The 15594-nt window shown below is 74.6% G+C and carries 18 protein-coding genes; 6 read left to right on the top strand and 12 right to left on the bottom strand.

The window, feature by feature from the left end; translation table 11 throughout:
• Positions 1-25: 25 nt before the first annotated feature.
• Positions 26-1405 (bottom strand): ammonium transporter, encoded by a 1380-nt coding sequence (locus tag L3X23_RS08305; RefSeq protein WP_237191520.1) that lies wholly within the window; start codon positions 1403-1405, stop codon positions 26-28.
• Positions 1406-1627: 222 nt separating this feature from the next.
• Here L3X23_RS08305 and L3X23_RS08300 point away from each other — a divergent pair, with 222 nt between their 5' ends.
• Positions 1628-2014: a VOC family protein gene (locus tag L3X23_RS08300; protein WP_237191519.1), complete on the top strand. Its 387-nt coding sequence runs from the start codon at positions 1628-1630 to the stop codon at positions 2012-2014.
• A 1-nt stretch (position 2015) separates the two neighbouring features.
• Here L3X23_RS08300 and L3X23_RS08295 read toward each other — a convergent pair whose 3' ends face one another.
• A complete protein-coding gene (locus L3X23_RS08295) occupies positions 2016-2789 on the bottom strand; it encodes an enoyl-CoA hydratase (protein ID WP_237191518.1) in 774 nt (257 codons plus the stop codon).
• A gap of 125 nt (positions 2790-2914) precedes the next feature.
• Here L3X23_RS08295 and L3X23_RS08290 point away from each other — a divergent pair, with 125 nt between their 5' ends.
• Positions 2915-3553 carry a PaaI family thioesterase gene (locus L3X23_RS08290; protein WP_237191517.1) on the top strand — a complete coding sequence of 213 codons (639 nt, stop codon included), beginning with the start codon at positions 2915-2917 and terminating at the stop codon, positions 3551-3553.
• Between the two features lie 14 nt (positions 3554-3567).
• On the opposite strand, the gene L3X23_RS08285 is transcribed toward L3X23_RS08290, so the two are convergent.
• Together L3X23_RS08285 and L3X23_RS08280 are read right to left on the bottom strand one after the other, a co-directional pair.
• Positions 3568-5049 carry a class I adenylate-forming enzyme family protein gene (locus L3X23_RS08285; protein WP_237191516.1) on the bottom strand — a complete coding sequence of 494 codons (1482 nt, stop codon included), beginning with the start codon at positions 5047-5049 and terminating at the stop codon, positions 3568-3570.
• A 12-nt stretch (positions 5050-5061) separates the two neighbouring features.
• The gene (locus tag L3X23_RS08280) at positions 5062-5373 is read right to left on the bottom strand and encodes a hypothetical protein (protein ID WP_237191515.1); all 312 of its coding nucleotides are present in this window, start codon (positions 5371-5373) and stop codon (positions 5062-5064) included.
• Between the two features lie 325 nt (positions 5374-5698).
• On the opposite strand from L3X23_RS08280, the gene L3X23_RS08275 reads away from it, so the two are divergent.
• The gene (locus tag L3X23_RS08275; RefSeq protein WP_237191514.1) at positions 5699-6187 is read left to right on the top strand and encodes a carbonic anhydrase; all 489 of its coding nucleotides are present in this window, start codon (positions 5699-5701) and stop codon (positions 6185-6187) included.
• Between the two features lie 24 nt (positions 6188-6211).
• On the opposite strand, the gene L3X23_RS08270 is transcribed toward L3X23_RS08275, so the two are convergent.
• Both L3X23_RS08270 and L3X23_RS08265 read right to left on the bottom strand, forming a co-directional pair.
• Positions 6212-6532: a DUF4235 domain-containing protein gene (locus L3X23_RS08270; RefSeq protein ID WP_237191513.1), complete on the bottom strand. Its 321-nt coding sequence runs from the start codon at positions 6530-6532 to the stop codon at positions 6212-6214.
• A gap of 136 nt (positions 6533-6668) precedes the next feature.
• Positions 6669-7070, bottom strand: a complete 402-nt coding sequence (locus L3X23_RS08265) for a hypothetical protein (RefSeq protein WP_237191512.1) — start codon at positions 7068-7070, stop codon at positions 6669-6671.
• 84 nt (positions 7071-7154) lie between these two features.
• Between L3X23_RS08265 and L3X23_RS08260 the strand changes: the two genes are divergently transcribed.
• Complete coding sequence (locus tag L3X23_RS08260) at positions 7155-8096, top strand: DNA polymerase domain-containing protein (RefSeq protein ID WP_237191511.1); 942 nt, start codon at positions 7155-7157, stop codon at positions 8094-8096.
• A 73-nt stretch (positions 8097-8169) separates the two neighbouring features.
• Here L3X23_RS08260 and L3X23_RS08255 read toward each other — a convergent pair whose 3' ends face one another.
• The 3 genes from L3X23_RS08255 to L3X23_RS36065 all read right to left on the bottom strand — a co-directional run bounded on the left by L3X23_RS08255 (position 8170) and on the right by L3X23_RS36065 (position 10625).
• Positions 8170-9015, bottom strand: a complete 846-nt coding sequence (locus L3X23_RS08255; protein ID WP_093074959.1) for a choice-of-anchor P family protein — start codon at positions 9013-9015, stop codon at positions 8170-8172.
• Between the two features lie 13 nt (positions 9016-9028).
• Positions 9029-9904 (bottom strand): L,D-transpeptidase, encoded by an 876-nt coding sequence (locus L3X23_RS08250; RefSeq protein WP_237191510.1) that lies wholly within the window; start codon positions 9902-9904, stop codon positions 9029-9031.
• Between the two features lie 301 nt (positions 9905-10205).
• Positions 10206-10625, bottom strand: coding sequence for a DUF1707 domain-containing protein (locus L3X23_RS36065; protein WP_237191509.1), 420 nt, complete (start codon positions 10623-10625; stop codon positions 10206-10208).
• Positions 10626-10812: 187 nt separating this feature from the next.
• Between L3X23_RS36065 and L3X23_RS08240 the strand changes: the two genes are divergently transcribed.
• Together L3X23_RS08240 and L3X23_RS08235 are read left to right on the top strand one after the other, a co-directional pair.
• On the top strand, positions 10813-11943 hold the full coding sequence (locus L3X23_RS08240; protein ID WP_237191508.1) for a sensor histidine kinase: 1131 nt from the start codon (positions 10813-10815) through the stop codon (positions 11941-11943).
• Positions 11940-12602, top strand: coding sequence for a response regulator transcription factor (locus L3X23_RS08235; protein WP_237191507.1), 663 nt, complete (start codon positions 11940-11942; stop codon positions 12600-12602). Before L3X23_RS08240 ends, L3X23_RS08235 begins: the two co-directional genes overlap by 4 nt.
• 13 nt (positions 12603-12615) lie before the next feature.
• On the opposite strand, the gene L3X23_RS08230 is transcribed toward L3X23_RS08235, so the two are convergent.
• The 3 genes from L3X23_RS08230 to L3X23_RS08220 all read right to left on the bottom strand — a co-directional run bounded on the left by L3X23_RS08230 (position 12616) and on the right by L3X23_RS08220 (position 15592).
• Entirely contained in the window at positions 12616-13365 is a 750-nt protein-coding gene (locus tag L3X23_RS08230; protein ID WP_237191506.1) for a molybdenum storage protein subunit alpha, read from the bottom strand.
• On the bottom strand, positions 13362-14174 hold the full coding sequence (locus L3X23_RS08225; protein WP_237191505.1) for a uridine kinase: 813 nt from the start codon (positions 14172-14174) through the stop codon (positions 13362-13364). Before L3X23_RS08225 ends, L3X23_RS08230 begins: the two co-directional genes overlap by 4 nt.
• 227 nt (positions 14175-14401) lie before the next feature.
• Positions 14402-15592, bottom strand: coding sequence for a cysteine desulfurase-like protein (locus L3X23_RS08220; RefSeq protein ID WP_237191504.1), 1191 nt, complete (start codon positions 15590-15592; stop codon positions 14402-14404).
• Positions 15593-15594 lie beyond the last annotated feature (2 nt).

Here is a 15594-nt window from a genome sequence, read left to right as displayed (position 1 = left end):
TCGGACGGCTGATCCCGGCCCGCTCCTACGGGTGCTCGTTCCGGGGCACCGGGACGCTACGCCGGTCGAGGTACTCGGGTGCCCGGCGCGGCATCGGCAGGCCCGCGGGCGGGGTCGTCTCCGGCCCGGTCCCGCCGCGGCCCGCCGTGATGTCGTAGCCCGTCTCGGCGTGCTCGGACAGGTCCAGGCCGCCGTGCTCGGCCTCCCGGCCCGCGCGGAAGCCGATGGTCGCCCGGATCAGGTAGCCGAGCACGAGTGTCACGACGAACGAGTAGCAGGCGACGACGCCCGCCGCGACGGCCTGCCTGCCCAGCTGGGTCCAGCCGCCGCCGTAGAGCAGCCCCTCGGACGGGATCCCCGGGTTGACGGCGCTGGTGGCGAACACCCCCACCAGGAGCGTGCCGACCAGCCCGCCGACGAGGTGGATGGCCACGACGTCCAGCGAGTCGTCCAGCCGCAGCCGCCACTTCAGCGCGCAGGCGAGCGGGCAGATCACCCCCGCGGCGACCCCGATCGCGATCGCGCCCCACAGCCCGACGTACCCGCAGGCCGGGGTGATGGCCACCAGCCCCGCGACGGCCCCGGAGGCCGCGCCCAGCGTGGTGGGGCTGCCGGTCCGCAGCTGCTCGACGACCAGCCAGGCCAGCACGGCCGCGCACGTCGCGACCGTGGTGTTGGCGAACGCCATGGCCGCCAGCCCGTTGGCCGACAACGCCGACCCGGCGTTGAACCCGTACCAGCCGAACCACAGCAGCGCGGCGCCGAGCACGGTGAACGGGAGGTTGTGCGGGCGTGCGATGGCCTCCGGCCAGCCGGTGCGCCGCCCGAGCACGATCGCGAGGGCGAGCGCGGCGGCGCCGGCGTTCATGTGGACGGCGGTGCCGCCCGCGAAGTCCAGGGCGTGCAGCCGGTTCGCGATCCAGCCGCCGATCGCGTCCGGTGCGACGAAGCCGTCGACGGCGAAGACCCAGTGCGCGACCGGTGCGTAGACCAGCACGCTCCAGAGCGCGACGAACACCAGCCACGGCCAGAACCGGGTGCGCTCGGCGACGGCGCCGGAGATCAGCGCCGGGGTGATCACCGCGAACATCAGCTGGAACATGGCGAACGCGAGCAGCGGCACGGTGTGCTCCCCCGACCCCGCGAGCGCGCCCACCGACCAGTGCGCGCCCGGGGCCGACACCCCGCCGATCAGCCCGTGGAACCCGTCGCTGCCGAACGCCAGGTCGAACCCGACGACCGCCCAGACGAGACCCACCACCACCAGGCAGATCACGTTCATCATCAGCATGGTCAGGACGCTCTTCGCCCGCACCATTCCGGCGTAGAAGAACGCGAGCCCCGGAGTCATCAGCATGACCAGCGCGGCGCACGCGAGCAGCCACGCGGTGTCACCGGTGTTCATCGTGCCCGCCTCTTCACCGCCGTCAGGGCCCTGTCCCCGGATACGGACCGTAGGCCCCGGGCCGCTGACGTTCAGCGGCCGCGGAGAAGGTTAACCAACCGGTAACCGGTTATGCGACGGATTCCAGGAGCGATTCCGCTCGCATTCTCGGACATTCCGTCGCCGTTCCGTCACCCTCCGAAATCGCCGAGATCGGCGGGGGCGAGCGGTAGGGTCCGGCGCATGGTCGTCCGCCTCAGCGTCACCGCCCTGGACACGCGCGATCCGGTGGGCCTGGCCCGCTTCTACTCCGCTCTGACGGGCTGGCCGATCCGACCGGACGACGATGCGGAGGCCGGGGAGGCGGACCCGCCGGACTGGGTCGAGCTGGACGCCGGTGGGGCGGCCACGATCGCGTGCCAGCTCTCCCGCGGCCACGTCCCGCCCGTCTGGCCCGGGGACGAGCACCCGCAGCAGGTGCACCTGGACTTCGCGGTCGCCGACCTCGACGAGGGCGAGGCCTTCGTCCTGGGTCTGGGTGCCCGCAAGCACCACATCCAGCCGGACGCAGGCTGGCGGGTCTTCCTCGACCCCGCGGGCCACCCCTTCTGCCTGGTCCCGGAGAAGTGAGTCAGAGCTGAGCGCGGTTGCGCGCCATCACGGCCCGGCGCCGCTCGTCGAGCGCGGCGATGTCCGTCCGCCCGGAGCGGGCGATCGCGGTCTCGGTCGCGAGCGCCGCGAGCACCGGCGCCCCCGAGCCCTCGACGTACATCCGCTTGACGTCCGCCACGACGTCCGCGGGCGGCTCGGCGGCCGCGGTGGCCAGCTCGACGGCCCGGTCGAGCAACCGCCCGTGGGCCACGACCTCGGTGACCAGGCCGATCCGGGCGGCCTCGGCGGCGTCGAGCACCTCACCGGTCAGCGACATCCGCCGGGCCCGGCCCATCCCCACCAGGGACGGCAGCCGCGCCGTCATCCCGCCGCCGGGCCGCACGCCGACCCGGGTGTGGGTGTCGGCGAACACGGCCCGCTCGGAGGCGACCAGGAAGTCGCAGCCCAGCGCCAGCTCGAGGCCGCCGGTGAACGCGGCGCCGTTGACGGCGCCGACGATCGGCGTGCGCATCAGACCGGTCTGCTCGATCACCGGGCTGTCGCGGTGTCGGCGGAAGTAGGCCTCGCCCTCGGCCGCGGCCTGCTTGAGGTCGACCCCCGCGCAGAAGGCCGGGTCCGCCCCGGTCAGCACGACGGCGCGCACCGGCTCGGCCGCGTCCGCCGCGACCAACGCGGCGTACAGCGCGACGATCAGGTCCCCGCTCAACGCGTTGCGGGCCGCGGGCCGGTTCATCGTGAGGATCCGCACCGCACCCCGGTCCTCGACCAGCACCACGTCGTTCGGCTCGCTCACCCGTCGTCCCCCTCGGTTCGGTCGGCGTCGTCTCGGCCGGCGTCGTCTCGGTCGGCGGCCGACTGCACTGTGACGTGTCCGGGCCGGATGTCGTGGTGTCGGGGCGGGCGGGGTAGAACCGACCGGTGAGTACTCCCGACACCGATCTCGACGCGCAGTCCGGTCTCAGCCTGTTGTGGGCGGACCGGGACGCCGCACCGCCCGAGGTGCCGGCGGGCTTCCTGACCATGGTCGAGACCATGCGTGAGCTGCAGGACCGGCTCACCGCCGCCGCCCCGCCCGCCGAGGTGGTGGCGGAGATGACCGAGGCGCTGCGCGGCGTGGCGGACCGCCTGGGCGAGTACGAGGTCGACGAGCGGAAGCAGCTCGCCGGACACCTGCGCCACCTGCCGGGCCGCGGCCAGGCCCTGATCCCGCCGCTGGTCCTCACCCACGAGGACACGCTGACCTCCCGCGGCCACGTGCGCTTCGGGCGCTTCTACCTGGGCGCCAACGGCGCGGTGCACGGTGGGGCCCTGCCGCTGATGTTCGACGACCTGCTCGGCAGGCTCGCCAACACGGGCGACCGCGTCCCGGCCCGCACGGCCTACCTGCGCGTGGACTACCGCTCGATCACGCCGATCGACCGGGAGCTGCAGGTGCGCGGGTGGTTCGACCGCGAGGAGGGCCGCAAGCGGTACCTGCGGGGCACGATCCACGCCGGTGACGTGCTGTGCGCGGAGGCCGACGCCCTCTTCGTCGCCCTGCGCCCCGGCCAGCCGTAGCGCCCGGGTCCCGGTCACCGGGCGAGCCCGGCGACCACGTCCCGGCGCACCAGCTTGCCCGTCGGGGTGCGCGGCAGCTCGGCCCAGGCGACGATCCGGTCGGGGGTCTTCGCGCCGCGCAGCGACCCGCGGACGGTGGCCCGCAGGGCCTCCAGCGCCTCCGCGTCCAGGTCGACGCCGCGCCGCGGCACCACGACCGCCTCGATCCGCTGGCCCCACTCCTCGTCCGGCACGCCGACGACGACGGCGTCCGCCACGTCCGGGTGGCGCAGCAGGACGTCCTCGATCTCGGCCGGGGCGATGTTCTCCGCGCCGCGGATGATCGTGTCGTCCACCCGGCCCTCGAGGAACAGGTAGCCCTCGGGGTCCAGCCTGCCGCGGTCGCGGGTGTGGAACCAGCCGTCGGCGTCGAGCGAGGAACCGGACCCGCCGCCCGCGTACGCCGCGGACACCTGCTCCCCGCGGACCCAGACGTGGCCCGAGGTGCCCGCGGGCAGCGGGGTGCCGTCGTCCGACCGGACCTGGATCTCGACGCCCGGCACCGCCCGGCCCGCCGAGGACAGCCGCTCACCCCCGGCGCGGTGGTCCTCCGGGCCGAGCACGGTGATCGTCGAGCTGGTCTCGGTGAGGCCGTAGGCGTTCACGAAGTCGACCGTGGGCCACTCGCGCAGCGCCTGCTCGACGACCCGCCGCGGCATGGCGGCGCCGCCGTAGGCCAACGACCGCAGCGAGGGTACGGACCGGTCGAGTCCCGGCTCGTCCATGATCCGGGCGAGCATGGTGGGGACGACCATCGCGTTCGTGACGCCCTGGTCCCGCACCGTCTCGACCCAGTCCCGCGGCGTGAACGCCTCCAGGACGATCACCCGGCGGCCCGCGTAGAGGTTCGTGAGCGCGTTGGAGACCGCCGCGATGTGGTAGGGCGGCACGCTCATCAGCGCCGCATCGTCCTCGGCGGCGGCGCCGTACTCGACCGTGCCGAGCACGTAGGACACGAGGTTGGCGTGCGTCAGGACCACGCCCTTCGGCGCGCTCGTGGTGCCGCTGGTGTAGATGACGACCGCGGCCGAGTCGGGGTCGACCTCGCCCGCCTCGACCGCGTGGGAGGCGGGCGTCCGCGTCTGCTGCAGGAACTCCTCCGGGGTGCGTGCGGTCAGGCCCGCGCGCTCGATCGCCGCCCGCTGCCCCTCGTCCGCCACGACCAGCGCCCGCGGGTGGTTGCCGAGGAGGTGGTCGAGCTGCTCGGCGCCCAGCCGGTAGTTCACCGGGACCAGCGGCACACCCGCGAGGCCCGCGGCGAACAGCGCGACGGGGAACGCGGGGCCGTTCACCGCGAGGTGGAGGATCGCCTCCGCGCCCTCGGCCTCGACCAGCGCGGCCCCCGCACCCGCCCTGGCACGCAGCGCCTGCGCCGTCAGGCCCGCCTCCCGGGTCCCGACGACGACCCGGTCGCCGAACCCGTCGGCGGCCATGTCCAGCAGCACGGTGATGTTCACGGGTGCCTCCGCTCAGTCGGAGGCCGGGAGCGGCTTGGCGTCCTTGAGGGGCACCGGGACGCCGCCGATCGCGAGCGTCCCGCTGCCCGGCTTCGTGCAGAGCAGCTCCACCCCGTGCTCCTCCGAGGCGTACCGCTTGCCCATCACCGTGCCCGCCTGCTGCGCGGGATCGGCGGGGTGAGACGTCCCGGCCTCGGGCCCCTTGGCGTCCACCATCGGCGCCCCGCCGCAGGTCACGTCCAGATCCTCGGCTCCCCACCGCACCACGATCACCGTGGTCTGGTCGGTGGTGCTGGCCAGGGTGGCCCCTACACGCGGCTTCATCGCGGCGCCTCTCCGTCCGGTCCCGGCTGGGTGCCGTCACTATAGATCTAACGTTCGTTCAGTTGGGAAGGGGCGAGCCGGCGGCGAGCGCTTGCCGCCGAACGGCGGAGTGCGGTTCACTGATGCCGTGATGCGCATGCGGCTCCAGTTCTTCTGGCCGAGCCGCCGCGTGTGCGAGTTCGACGAGTTCTGTCTCCCGGCCGCGTAGCCGCCGCGCCCTCCCCGGGCCGATCCCGCGTCTGCGCGGCCGTCCCGACACGCATCCCCGTTTCGAGGACCTCGTTCGACCACGTTCGACCTCGTTCGACCATGCCAGGAGACACCCATGTCCGTCACGGACGACCTGCTCGCGAACAACGCCCGCTACGCCGAGTCCTTCTCCGGCCCGTTGCCCCTGCCGCCCGCCCGGAAGGTCGCCGTGGTGGCCTGCATGGACGCCCGGCTCGACGTCTACCGCATCCTCGGCCTCCAGGAGGGGGACGCGCACGTCATCCGCAACGCGGGCGGCGTCGTCACCGAGGACGAGATCCGCTCGCTGGCCATCAGCCAGCGGCTGCTGGGCACCGAGGAGATCATCCTCATCCACCACACCGACTGCGGCATGGTGACCTTCACCGACGACGAGTTCAAGACGTCCATCCTCGAGGACACCGGCCTGCGGCCCGCCTGGGCGGCCGAGGCGTTCCCCGACGCGGACGAGGACGTCCGGCAGTCCCTCGCCCGCATCCGGGCCAACCCGTTCGTCCCCCGGAAGGACTCGGTGCGCGGCTTCGTGTTCGACGTCGCCACCGGGAAGCTCAACGAGGTCGTCTGACCGCCCGTCGACTCCCCCGCGCGGTCAGCGGCCGCCCGCGCGGGGCTTGTCGACGAACCGGTGGTAGGCCTTCATCCCGTACCGGTCCACGGCCGTGCGGATGAGGCCGAAGAGGGCGCCCTGGATCGTGGCCGCCAGCAGCACCTCGCGGGTGCCATAGGCGCGCGAGAGCGCCTGCGGGGTGTGCGGCTCCTTGGAGATCTGCTTCCAGACCAGCCCGAAGACCTGGCTCGCCACGGCGCCGCCGACGATCCCGGAGACGATCCCGACGGGCTTGTAGGCCAGCTTCAACGCACCCGGCAGGTCGTCGCCGATCTCGGGGTCCTTGTCCTGCTTGTCGCTCATGCCCTCACCTACCCGGCGCGCGGAACCGTCAATCGCACGGCAGGACCGCGCTGCGCTCCGGGTGATCCACGCTTCGGGAGGGCGGGGGTCGAGACGCGACCGTCCCGCTCCCCGACCGGGGATCACCGACCGGGGATCACCGACGGCGGATCGACGACAGGGCGGCCGGGGAGGCGAGCAGACCCCGGTGCGGGGTGCCCCGGACCGAGCACCAGAGGGTGGGCAGCTCCCCGGCCTCGGCGGTGCGGGCCCGAGCGGAGCACTTCTCCCCGTACAACTTCCGTACCGCCCGCTTCGCCGAGCGCTGGGCCGCGCGGACCAGCTCGCTCGCCTCGCCTGCACCCTGGAGCACCGCGACGTAGGCGTAGCGCCGCCGCCTGCCCCGGCCCTCCCGCCAGGCGGGCAGCCACTCCAGCTCGGCCACGACCGGGCGGGTCGGGTCGCCGTTCAGCGCCCGGGTCAGCGTCGCCTCCAGAACGTGCGGGTCGATCCCCGACGGCGCCTTCACCTGCAGCAACGCGAGACAGGGCACGTGCATGTCTTCCTCCCCAGGACCGGTGTCCCCGACGCTGCCTGCTCAACGCCCGCTCCGACAGTCGCACAGTCCGGGCATGATGCCCACATGAGCGGCACGCACGAACGGGCGGGGGTGGCGCTGTCGAGCCTCGACTCCCCCGTGCTCGACGGCGACCCGGCGACGAAGGGCGATCTCGTCGACTACCTCGACGCCGTCGCGGACCGGATGCTCCCGGTGCTGGCCAGACGACCGCTGACCGTCACGAGGGTGCGCCCCGGGCAGGAGCCCTTCGTCCAGAAGAACCTCCCGAAGTACACCCCGGACTGGGTGGACTCGACCACCATCCGCTCGCAGACCGGCCGCGAGGTCCGCTACGCCCTCTGCGACGACCGGCGCACCCTGCTGTGGTTCGCCAACCAGCGGGCCGTCGAGTACCACCCGGGTCTGTTCACCGTGGACGACCACGCCGCGACCCAGCTCGTCCTCGACCTCGATCCGCCCGAGGGCGCGGGCTTCGACGCGGTGGTCGCGGTGGCGCACCTGGTGCGCGAGGCCCTCGGCGCGCTGCACGCAGCGGTGAAGACCAGCGGCTCCAAGGGCGTGCACATCGTGGTCCCGCTGGTGCCCACCGGGTGGGAGGACGCCGCGGCCGCCACCCGGGCCCTCGCCGCCCGCGCGGCCGCGCTCGACCCGACGATCGCGACGACGGCGTTCGTGAAGGAGGAGCGGGAGGGCAAGGTCTTCGTCGACTCCACCCGGTCGGGGGGCGCGACGGTCGTCGCCGCCTACAGCCCGCGGGTGCGGCCCGGTCTGCCGGTGTCCTTCCCCCTGGAGTGGTCCGAGCTGGACTCGGCGTCCCCCGGCGACTTCACCATCGCGACGGCCCCGGCCCTGCTCGCCGACCGTCCGACGTGGACGGAGCTGCTGCCGGAGCCGCAGACCCTGCCGGCGGACGTCGTCGCCGAGGGGCACGAGATCCCTGTCGCCCGGGTGCAGGCGATGCACGAGGGCAAACGCCGCAAGCGGGAGGCCCGACAGCAGCGCTGACGGGCACCGGGTGAACGTGCACTGAACGGGGCCGGGACCGCCCCCCACGCGGTCCCGGCCCCGAGCCGGGGGCTCAGCCGGTGACGGGCAGGCTGTGCTCGACGATCACCGGCGCGGGCGCCTCCTCGCGGTGCGCGGCGGGCACGGCGGGGGCCTCCTCGTGCTCCTCGTGGTCGTCCGCGGCGGGCTGCTCCGGCGCGGGCGCGTCGAAGGAGCAGATCGCGGTCCCGATCGTCACGGTGAGCACGCCGCCGCTGCCGCCGCCCAGGGCGTCCACCAGGTCGCCGACGGTCGAGATCAGCGGCACCTTGGCCAGGTCGACGCCGAACGCCTTCAGCAGGTCCGGCACCGCGGCGAGCTCGGCGCCGTCGAGCTTCTCGGCCTTCGGCTTCGCCGACGGCAGCACCGTGATCTTCAGCCCCTCGACCTTGAGCGCCCCGTCGGCCACGGTGTGCTTGTTCAGCTCGAGCTTGAGCAGGGGCGACACGTCGAGCGTGGTGGGCGGCTGGTCGGCGGAGAACGGCACCCCGAGGATCCGGCCGTTGACGATGCTCAGGCCGCCCTCGTCGCCGTCGCACCAGGTGGTCACGGCGTCCGCGGTGACGAGCTTGAGCACGTCCAGCTTCGCGACGGTCGCCTCGGCCTTGTTCCCCTCGGCCTCGGCGGTGACCAGTGCGGACCGGATGCCGCCGCCGAGCCCGGGCAGTACGCCGAGCGAGGCCAGCTCCTGGTAGTCGTGCTTGCCGTCCCGGGACTCGGCGTACGGCGTGGGGCTGATGCTCACGACCCCGCCGACGGTCAGCAGCGAGGCCGAGGACCGCTCGTCGGTGCCCGCGGCCGCGACGGCGGAACCGAGCACGAACACCGTGGCGGCGGTGGCGGCACCCACGGCCACCGCGCCGAACTTGTGGGTCTTCACGTGGGGGTCCCTCTCAGGAGTTGTCGATCATGACGAGCGTGCCAAGGGGCACCGTGGACAGCTGCCGGAGCGCGTCCGCGGGCACCCGGATGCAGCCGTCGCTGGAGGCCTGGCCGAACACGTCGGCCGTGGGCCAGGTGTGGATCGCGACGGTCCCCGGACCGCCGCCGAAGGTGTCGTGCGTGGGGCTGTGCGTGCCCAGCGGCAGGATCACCGGGGAGAACTTCTGCTTCGCGTCGGTGAACGCGCCCAGCAGGAAGGTGCGGCCGGTCGGGGTGGGCGCGGACTCCTTGCCGATGCCGACCGTCCACTGTGCCTGCTGGACGCCGTCCCGGAAGAGCGCCAGCGTGCGCGAGCCGAGGTGCACCTCGATGCGGTACGGCGTGGTCTTGATGTCGAGGTCCGCCGTGGACAGCCAGCCGGTCGAGGACTCCGGCCGGGACGGCAGCAGCACCCGCACCCAGTCGCCCTGCTGCTCGACCACGGGCAGCCAGGTGTCGCCGATCTGCGTCACCGGCATGCGCGCGATCGGGGTGCCGTTCGGGGCGTCGTGCACGACGGTCTCGCGGACCGGGTGCGCGACGCGGCCGTCGGTCGCCCGGTCGGGGGCCGGGTCGGGCGCGGCTCCCGGGAGGGCGGTGTAGGTCGTGCTCTCCGGCAGCGTCGCGGGGTCGACGGCGACGGGGGCCGCGGCACCGGGCGCGGCGGCGGCGACCGGCGCGGCCCCGCCGTCGGCGGCGGGCGACGGCGCGCCGCCGACCAGCATCCCCACGCCCAGGACCAGCGCGAGGACGGCGACGACACCGATCACGGCCCAGCCGACGAGGCCGGTCCGGGACGGCCGTCGGGCGGCCCGACGGGTGCGGGGCGGGAGGATGTGGTTGGCCATCAGGCCCACCACGACCGGTTGCGGACGGGGGCCGTGCGGCGGGGGGCGACCGACTCTGCGTGCACGTTCACCAGAACGAGGGGTCCCCGATGAGGTGACGGTGCGTTCCGCCCCGATCGCGGTCGGTCGCGACCAGTGGCGCGACTCACGCGCTGGACGGCGGTGTCTCACCGCCCGTCGGACCGCACGCCCATTCGGCGCAGTCACGCAGCGCAGTCACACACCCGAAAGCAGTCACCCCCAGTACACGACGAAACGGCGCGCTCGCTCAGACCCGGTGAGCGAACGCGCCGTTCGCCGGTCAGGGACGGGCGGGGCGGGGCCCGGAGTCCTGGGGGCTCCGGCGGGTGGCCCACCAGTAGTGCCCGACGAGGCTCGCCGCGATCCAGAACACCGGCCCCGCGGGCCAGAAGAACGGGACCGGCCCGACGATCCACCGCAGCAGCAGGAGCAGCGCGAACGCGGCCCCGATCCCGGCGTGGATCAGCAGCCTGCGCCGGGCCTGCGGGCTCGGCGTCCCGCGGCGCGGCACCGCGGGCGGGGGCGGCTCGGGCAGGTCCACGGTCAGCGGCGCGAGGTCCGCCCCCACCCTGGCCTCGTACACGGCCCGCTGGCGCTCGTCGGCCTCCTCCAGGGTGAGGCGGCCCTCGGCGGCGGCGTCCCGGATGCGGACGGCGACGGTCTCCCGCTCGGCGTCGGAGATGCGGATGTGGTCGTTCACGGTGTCCCCCTTCGGCGATGTGCCACCACGATGGCGCGCCGCCGGGCGGGCCGCGTCGGACCAGGGGAGCGAGCCGGCCTGCCCCGTCGGGACGCCCCCGGACGTCCGCCGTACTCCCCCGGGAGTACGGCGCCGGTCCCCCGCGAGCCGACGCGGCGGGGTCCGCCGCCGCTCTAGGGTTGCCGCCGTGGACTGGTTCCGGGAACACGCCTGGCGCGGGGTGGGGCACACGCTGCTGCTCCCCCTGGTGTGGATCCCGGTCGCGCTGGTCGCGGCCCGCAACATCCCGCAGTGGGTGCCGCTGCAGCGCCCGCTCGACGCCCTCGGGGTCGTCCTGATCGTCCTGGGCCCGCTGTTCCTGCTGGTCAGGGGTGCGCTGCCGCGGGAGGTGCTGGTCGGGTGCGCGGTCGTGCTGCTCACCTACCTCGGTCTCGGGTACGCCTTCGGACCGGTGGTGGTGCCGTCGCTGATCGCGCTGGCGGCGGCGATCCAGGCGGGGCACCGGCGGTTCGCCTACGGCGTGACCGTCGCGACGGTCGGGCTGGGTCTGCTCCTGCAGGCGACGACCCGCGGCGGGGTGGTCTCGTGGGAGGGCTCGGCCCTGCTGCTCGCGTGGCTCGCCGCCTACGTCGCCGGGTGCGAGCTGTGGCGGGCCCGCACCGAGCGGCTGGCCCAGGCCCGGGCCGCGCGCGAGGAGACGGCGCGCAGGCAGGCGGGCGAGGAGCGGCTGCGGATCGCCCGCGAGCTGCACGACCTGCTCGGCCACCACGTCTCGCTGATCAACGTGCAGGCGGGCGTCGCGCTGTACCTGATGGACTCCGACCCGGAGCAGGCGCGCGGGGCGCTCGCCACGATCAAGCAGTCGAGCGGGGAGCTGCTGCGCGAGATGCGCGCCACGCTCGGCGTGCTGCGCGGGGTGGACGAGGAGCCGCCGCGGGCGCCGACCGCCGGGCTGGCCGTGCTGGGCGGGCTGGTCGCGGACAACGAGGCCGCGGGGCTGTCCGTCGAGTCCGTCGTGGACGACGTCGACCTCCCGGCGGGCGTCGACCTGGCGGCGTACCGCATCGTGCAGGAGTCCCTGACGAACGTCCGCAAGCACGCGGGCGCCACCCGCGCCACCGTGCGGATCACCGCCGAGCCGGGCGCACTGCGCATCGTCGTCGAGGACGACGGGCGCGGCGCCGCGGGCGGGCCCCCCGGCAACGGGCTCGCGGGGATGCGGGAACGGGCCGCCGCCCTGGGTGGGACGCTGGTCCACGGCCCCGCCCCCGGCGGCGGATTCCGCGTCGAGGCGCGGTTACCCCTGGAGGACGCATGATCCGCGTGGTACTCGCCGACGACCAGGCGCTGGTCCGGGCGGGGTTCCGGGCGCTGCTCGGCTCGGCGGCCGACCTGGAGGTCGTCGGCGAGGCCGAGGACGGGGACGCCGCGGTGCGGGTCTGCCGCGAGACCGCGCCGGACGTCGTGCTGATGGACATCCGGATGCCCGGGCGCGACGGGCTGGCCGCGACCCGGGACATCACCGCGGACCCGCGGCTGGCAGGCACCCGGGTCGTGGTCCTGACGACCTTCGCCGAGGACGCCTACATCTTCGACGCCCTGCGCGCCGGGGCCAGCGGGTTCCTGGTGAAGGACACCGACCCGGCCGAGCTGCTGCACGCCGTCCGGGTGGTGCACGGCGGCGAGGCCCTGCTCTCCCCCACCGTGACCAGACGCCTGGTGGCCGAGTTCGCCCAGCGGTCCCGCCCCGCCGCCCCGGACGCCCGCCTCGACCTGCTCACCGACCGCGAGCGCGAGGTCCTGGCCCTGGTCGCGAGGGGGCTGTCCAACGACGAGATCGCCCGCCGGCTGGTGGTCAGCCCGGCGACGGCGAAGACCCACGTGAGCCGCTCGATGATCAAGCTGGGGGCGCGGGACCGCGCCCAGATCGTCGTCCTGGCCTACGAGACCGGCCTCGTCCAGCCCGGCTGGCGCTAGCGTCCCGAGCCGGTCAAGCGTGGACGAGGGTGCCGGTGTCCTTGTCCGCCAACGCGTCGGTGAGCGCCCCGCGGGACAGCCCGTCGACGATCCGGAACTCCCGCACGTGCTTCGCGGTGCCGAGCAGCTCGCGGGCCAGGTCGTCGACCGGCAGCCCGGTGGTGGACGCCGGGACCCGACCGCCCGGCCCGGCGCCGTCCTTCACGAACACCAGCCGCCGCGCGCCGAAGGCGTCCGCGAGCAGGACCGCGCCCGCGTCCGTCCGGTGCTGCGGGAGCCTGCCGACGGCGGGCGGGAACTCGCTGGTGCCGTAGGGCGGGTAGCCGTTGGACACCACGGCGGGCCCGGCCACGAGGTGCGCGGCCAGCTGCCGGGCCACGGTGCCGTGGGGCACGTAGGACACCCCGTCCTCGGCCAGCAGCGCCGCGATCAGGTGCCCGTTCTGCTCCGCCTCGGTGGCGGCCAGCTCCGATAGCGCGCCCGTGGGCAGCCCCAGGTCCAGCCCGACACCCATCGCGTGCCGCGCCCGGATGCCCGCCCCGGTCAGAATCAGCATCTTGCGGTCGCCGAACCGGGCCCGCAGCTCGTCGACGACCGGCAGGACGGCCTCCCGCCCGCGGTCGATGATCGCGGTCCCGCCCAGCACGACGACGTCGAGCCACGGCAGCAGCCTGCGCACCGGCTGCGCCGCGGCGGGCCGGACGAGCTCGCGGTCCAGCAGCGTCTGCCGGGCCAACAGCGAGGGGATGTCCTTACTGCTCATCGCGCACCTGCCGTGATGATCGTGCCGACGTGCTCGCCGTTGACCGCGCGGGTGAGCAGGCCGGGCTTGAGCCCGTTGACGATCTGGATCTCCCGGACGAACCGGGCGTGGCGCATGAGGTCCAGCACCGGCCGCTCGACGACGAGGTCCGGCAGGTCCCGCGCGATCAGCTCGTCGACGGTGATCTCCGGGATGAACTCGGCCGTCGGGTCGGTCTTGGGGTTCGCGGTGTACAGGCCGTCCTCGTCCTTGACGAAGATCATCGACTTGCAGCCGTAGGTCTCCGCGACGAGGTAGCAGCCCGCGTCCGTGCGGTAGGGCGGGATGACGCCCTCGGCCGGGACGCGCTGCCACATGTCGTAGGGCGGCATGCCGGCGAACACCGCGGCACCCACCTCGGCGACCTTGAGCGGCAGCGAGGCCATCGCGCCGCCCGCGACGACCGGGATGCCGTACTTGGCGAGCAGGTGCCCGAGCATGGTCGCGTTCTGCCCCGCGACCGCGGACCCGATGTCCGACAGCACACCCGTCGGCATGCCGAGCTCGGCGGCGAGGGCGTAGGCGTGCCGGGCGCGGGTGCCGCCGCCGGTGCCGATCAGCAGCTGGTGCTGCTCGCGCGCCGCCAGGAGCTCGGTGATCAGCGGGTGGACGGCCGCGCGCCCGCGGTCGATGAAGCTCTGCCCGCCGATCTTGAGGACGTGCGCGTCGGGCAGGATCCGGGTCTGCGGTGCGGCCTCGCTCGCCGCGAGCAGCTTCGGGTCGTCGAGGCTGCGGCTGAGCAGGAGCTCGCCGAGCGCCGCGGTGGTCATACGTACCCCCAGGTCGGCGGCCCGTCCGAGGTGACGTGCCGACGGCGAACCTAGCGACCCCGCCCACCCGCGCGCCAACCGCCACCGACCCCGCCCGCCGCGCTCGCGCCGTGATCGCGGACTCCGCCCGGCCCGCCCGTCCGCACCCGCGCGCCCGGCCCCGGTGTTGTGTTCCCCGTCACCGTGCGCGGCGATGGTCGCTCCCGCGACCGTCGCCGCGCACGAGGTCAGAGCTGCAGGAAGTCGCGCAGGCCCGCGAGCAGCCGTTCGACGTCCTCGGCGCAGGTGTAGGGCGACAGGCCGACACGCAGCCCGCCGGTGTCCCCCAGGCCCAGCCGCCTGCTCGCCTCCAGGGCGTAGAACGAGCTGGCCGGGGCGTTGACCCGGCGGTCGGCCAGGTAGCGGTAGGCGTCCGCGGGGCGGTCGAGCTGCAGCAGCAGGGTCGGGGTGCGGTGGGCGGCGCGCGAGCGGACCACCACGCCGGGCAGCTCCGCCAGGCCCGCCTCCAGCCGCGCCCGCAGCGGGTCCTCGTGCGCCTCGATCGCGCCCATGGTCTCGACCAGCGCGGCGCGCCGGTCGGCCGTCGAGCCGCAGATCCCGGCGAGGAAGTCGACGGCCGCGGTGGTGCCCGCGAGCAGCTCGTACGGCAGGGTGCCCAGTTCGAACCGCTCCGGCACCGCGTCCGAGCTGGGCAGCAGCTTGGCCGGGCGCAGCTCCTCGAGCAGCTCGGGGCGGGCCGCGAGCACGCCCAGGTGCGGCCCGCAGAACTTGTACGGCGAGCAGGCGTAGACGTCCGCGCCGAGCTCGGCCACGGAGATCGCCGCGTGCGAGGTGAGGTGCACGCCGTCGACCACCGTCACCGCGCCGACGGCGTGCGCGGCGTCGGTGATCGTCCGGACCGGCGGCCGCGTGCCCACCAGGTTGGACGCGCCCGTCACGGCGACGAGCCGGGTCCGCGGGGACAGCACCGTGGCGACGTCGTCGAGCTCCGTGGTGTCCGGGTCGAAGTCCAGCCACCGGACCGTCGCGCCGACCGACTCGGCGGCCAGCACCCAGGGTCGGATGTTGGCGTCGTGGTCCAGCCGGGTCACGACGACCTCGTCCCCCGGCCCCCACGTCCCGGCCAGCGTGCGGGCCAGGTCGAACAGCAGCGCGGTGGTGCTGCGCCCGAACACGATCCCGCGCGGGTCGGCGTCGAGCAGGTCCGCCATGGCCGCCCGCGCCCGCAGCACGATCCCGTCGGCGTGCTTCTCCGCCTCGGTGACGCTCCCGCGGTTGGCGATCGGGCTGGTCATCGCGTCGGCGACCGCCTGCGCGACGACGGCCGGGGTCTGCGAACCGCCCGGTCCGTCGAAGTGGGCGGTCCCGGCGGCGAGGGCGGGGAACTGCGCTCGGAGGGCGGCGACGTCGTAGCTCACCG

The sequence above is a fragment of the Pseudonocardia sp. WMMC193 genome (genome assembly GCF_021728735.1).
GTDB classification, from domain to species: Bacteria; Actinomycetota; Actinomycetes; order Mycobacteriales; family Pseudonocardiaceae; genus Pseudonocardia; species Pseudonocardia oroxyli.
The sequence above is the reverse complement of the archived record's forward strand: the minus strand, read 5'-3'. Positions and strand labels throughout refer to the sequence as shown.

Bases quoted from the DNA above. Each gene is read 5' to 3' on its own strand.
- L3X23_RS08305 (WP_237191520.1), bottom strand. From the start codon at position 1,405: ATGAACACCGGTGACACCGCGTGGCTGCTCGCGTGCGCCGCGCTGGTC.
- L3X23_RS08300 (WP_237191519.1), top strand. From the start codon at position 1,628: ATGGTCGTCCGCCTCAGCGTCACCGCCCTGGACACGCGCGATCCGGTG.
- L3X23_RS08280 (WP_237191515.1), bottom strand. From the start codon at position 5,373: ATGAAGCCGCGTGTAGGGGCCACCCTGGCCAGCACCACCGACCAGACC.
- L3X23_RS08275 (WP_237191514.1), top strand. From the start codon at position 5,699: ATGTCCGTCACGGACGACCTGCTCGCGAACAACGCCCGCTACGCCGAG.
- L3X23_RS08270 (WP_237191513.1), bottom strand. From the start codon at position 6,532: ATGAGCGACAAGCAGGACAAGGACCCCGAGATCGGCGACGACCTGCCG.
- L3X23_RS08265 (WP_237191512.1), bottom strand. From the start codon at position 7,070: ATGCACGTGCCCTGTCTCGCGTTGCTGCAGGTGAAGGCGCCGTCGGGG.
- L3X23_RS08260 (WP_237191511.1), top strand. From the start codon at position 7,155: ATGAGCGGCACGCACGAACGGGCGGGGGTGGCGCTGTCGAGCCTCGAC.
- L3X23_RS08250 (WP_237191510.1), bottom strand. From the start codon at position 9,904: ATGGCCAACCACATCCTCCCGCCCCGCACCCGTCGGGCCGCCCGACGG.
- L3X23_RS08235 (WP_237191507.1), top strand. From the start codon at position 11,940: ATGATCCGCGTGGTACTCGCCGACGACCAGGCGCTGGTCCGGGCGGGG.
- L3X23_RS08230 (WP_237191506.1), bottom strand. From the start codon at position 13,365: ATGAGCAGTAAGGACATCCCCTCGCTGTTGGCCCGGCAGACGCTGCTG.
- L3X23_RS08225 (WP_237191505.1), bottom strand. From the start codon at position 14,174: ATGACCACCGCGGCGCTCGGCGAGCTCCTGCTCAGCCGCAGCCTCGAC.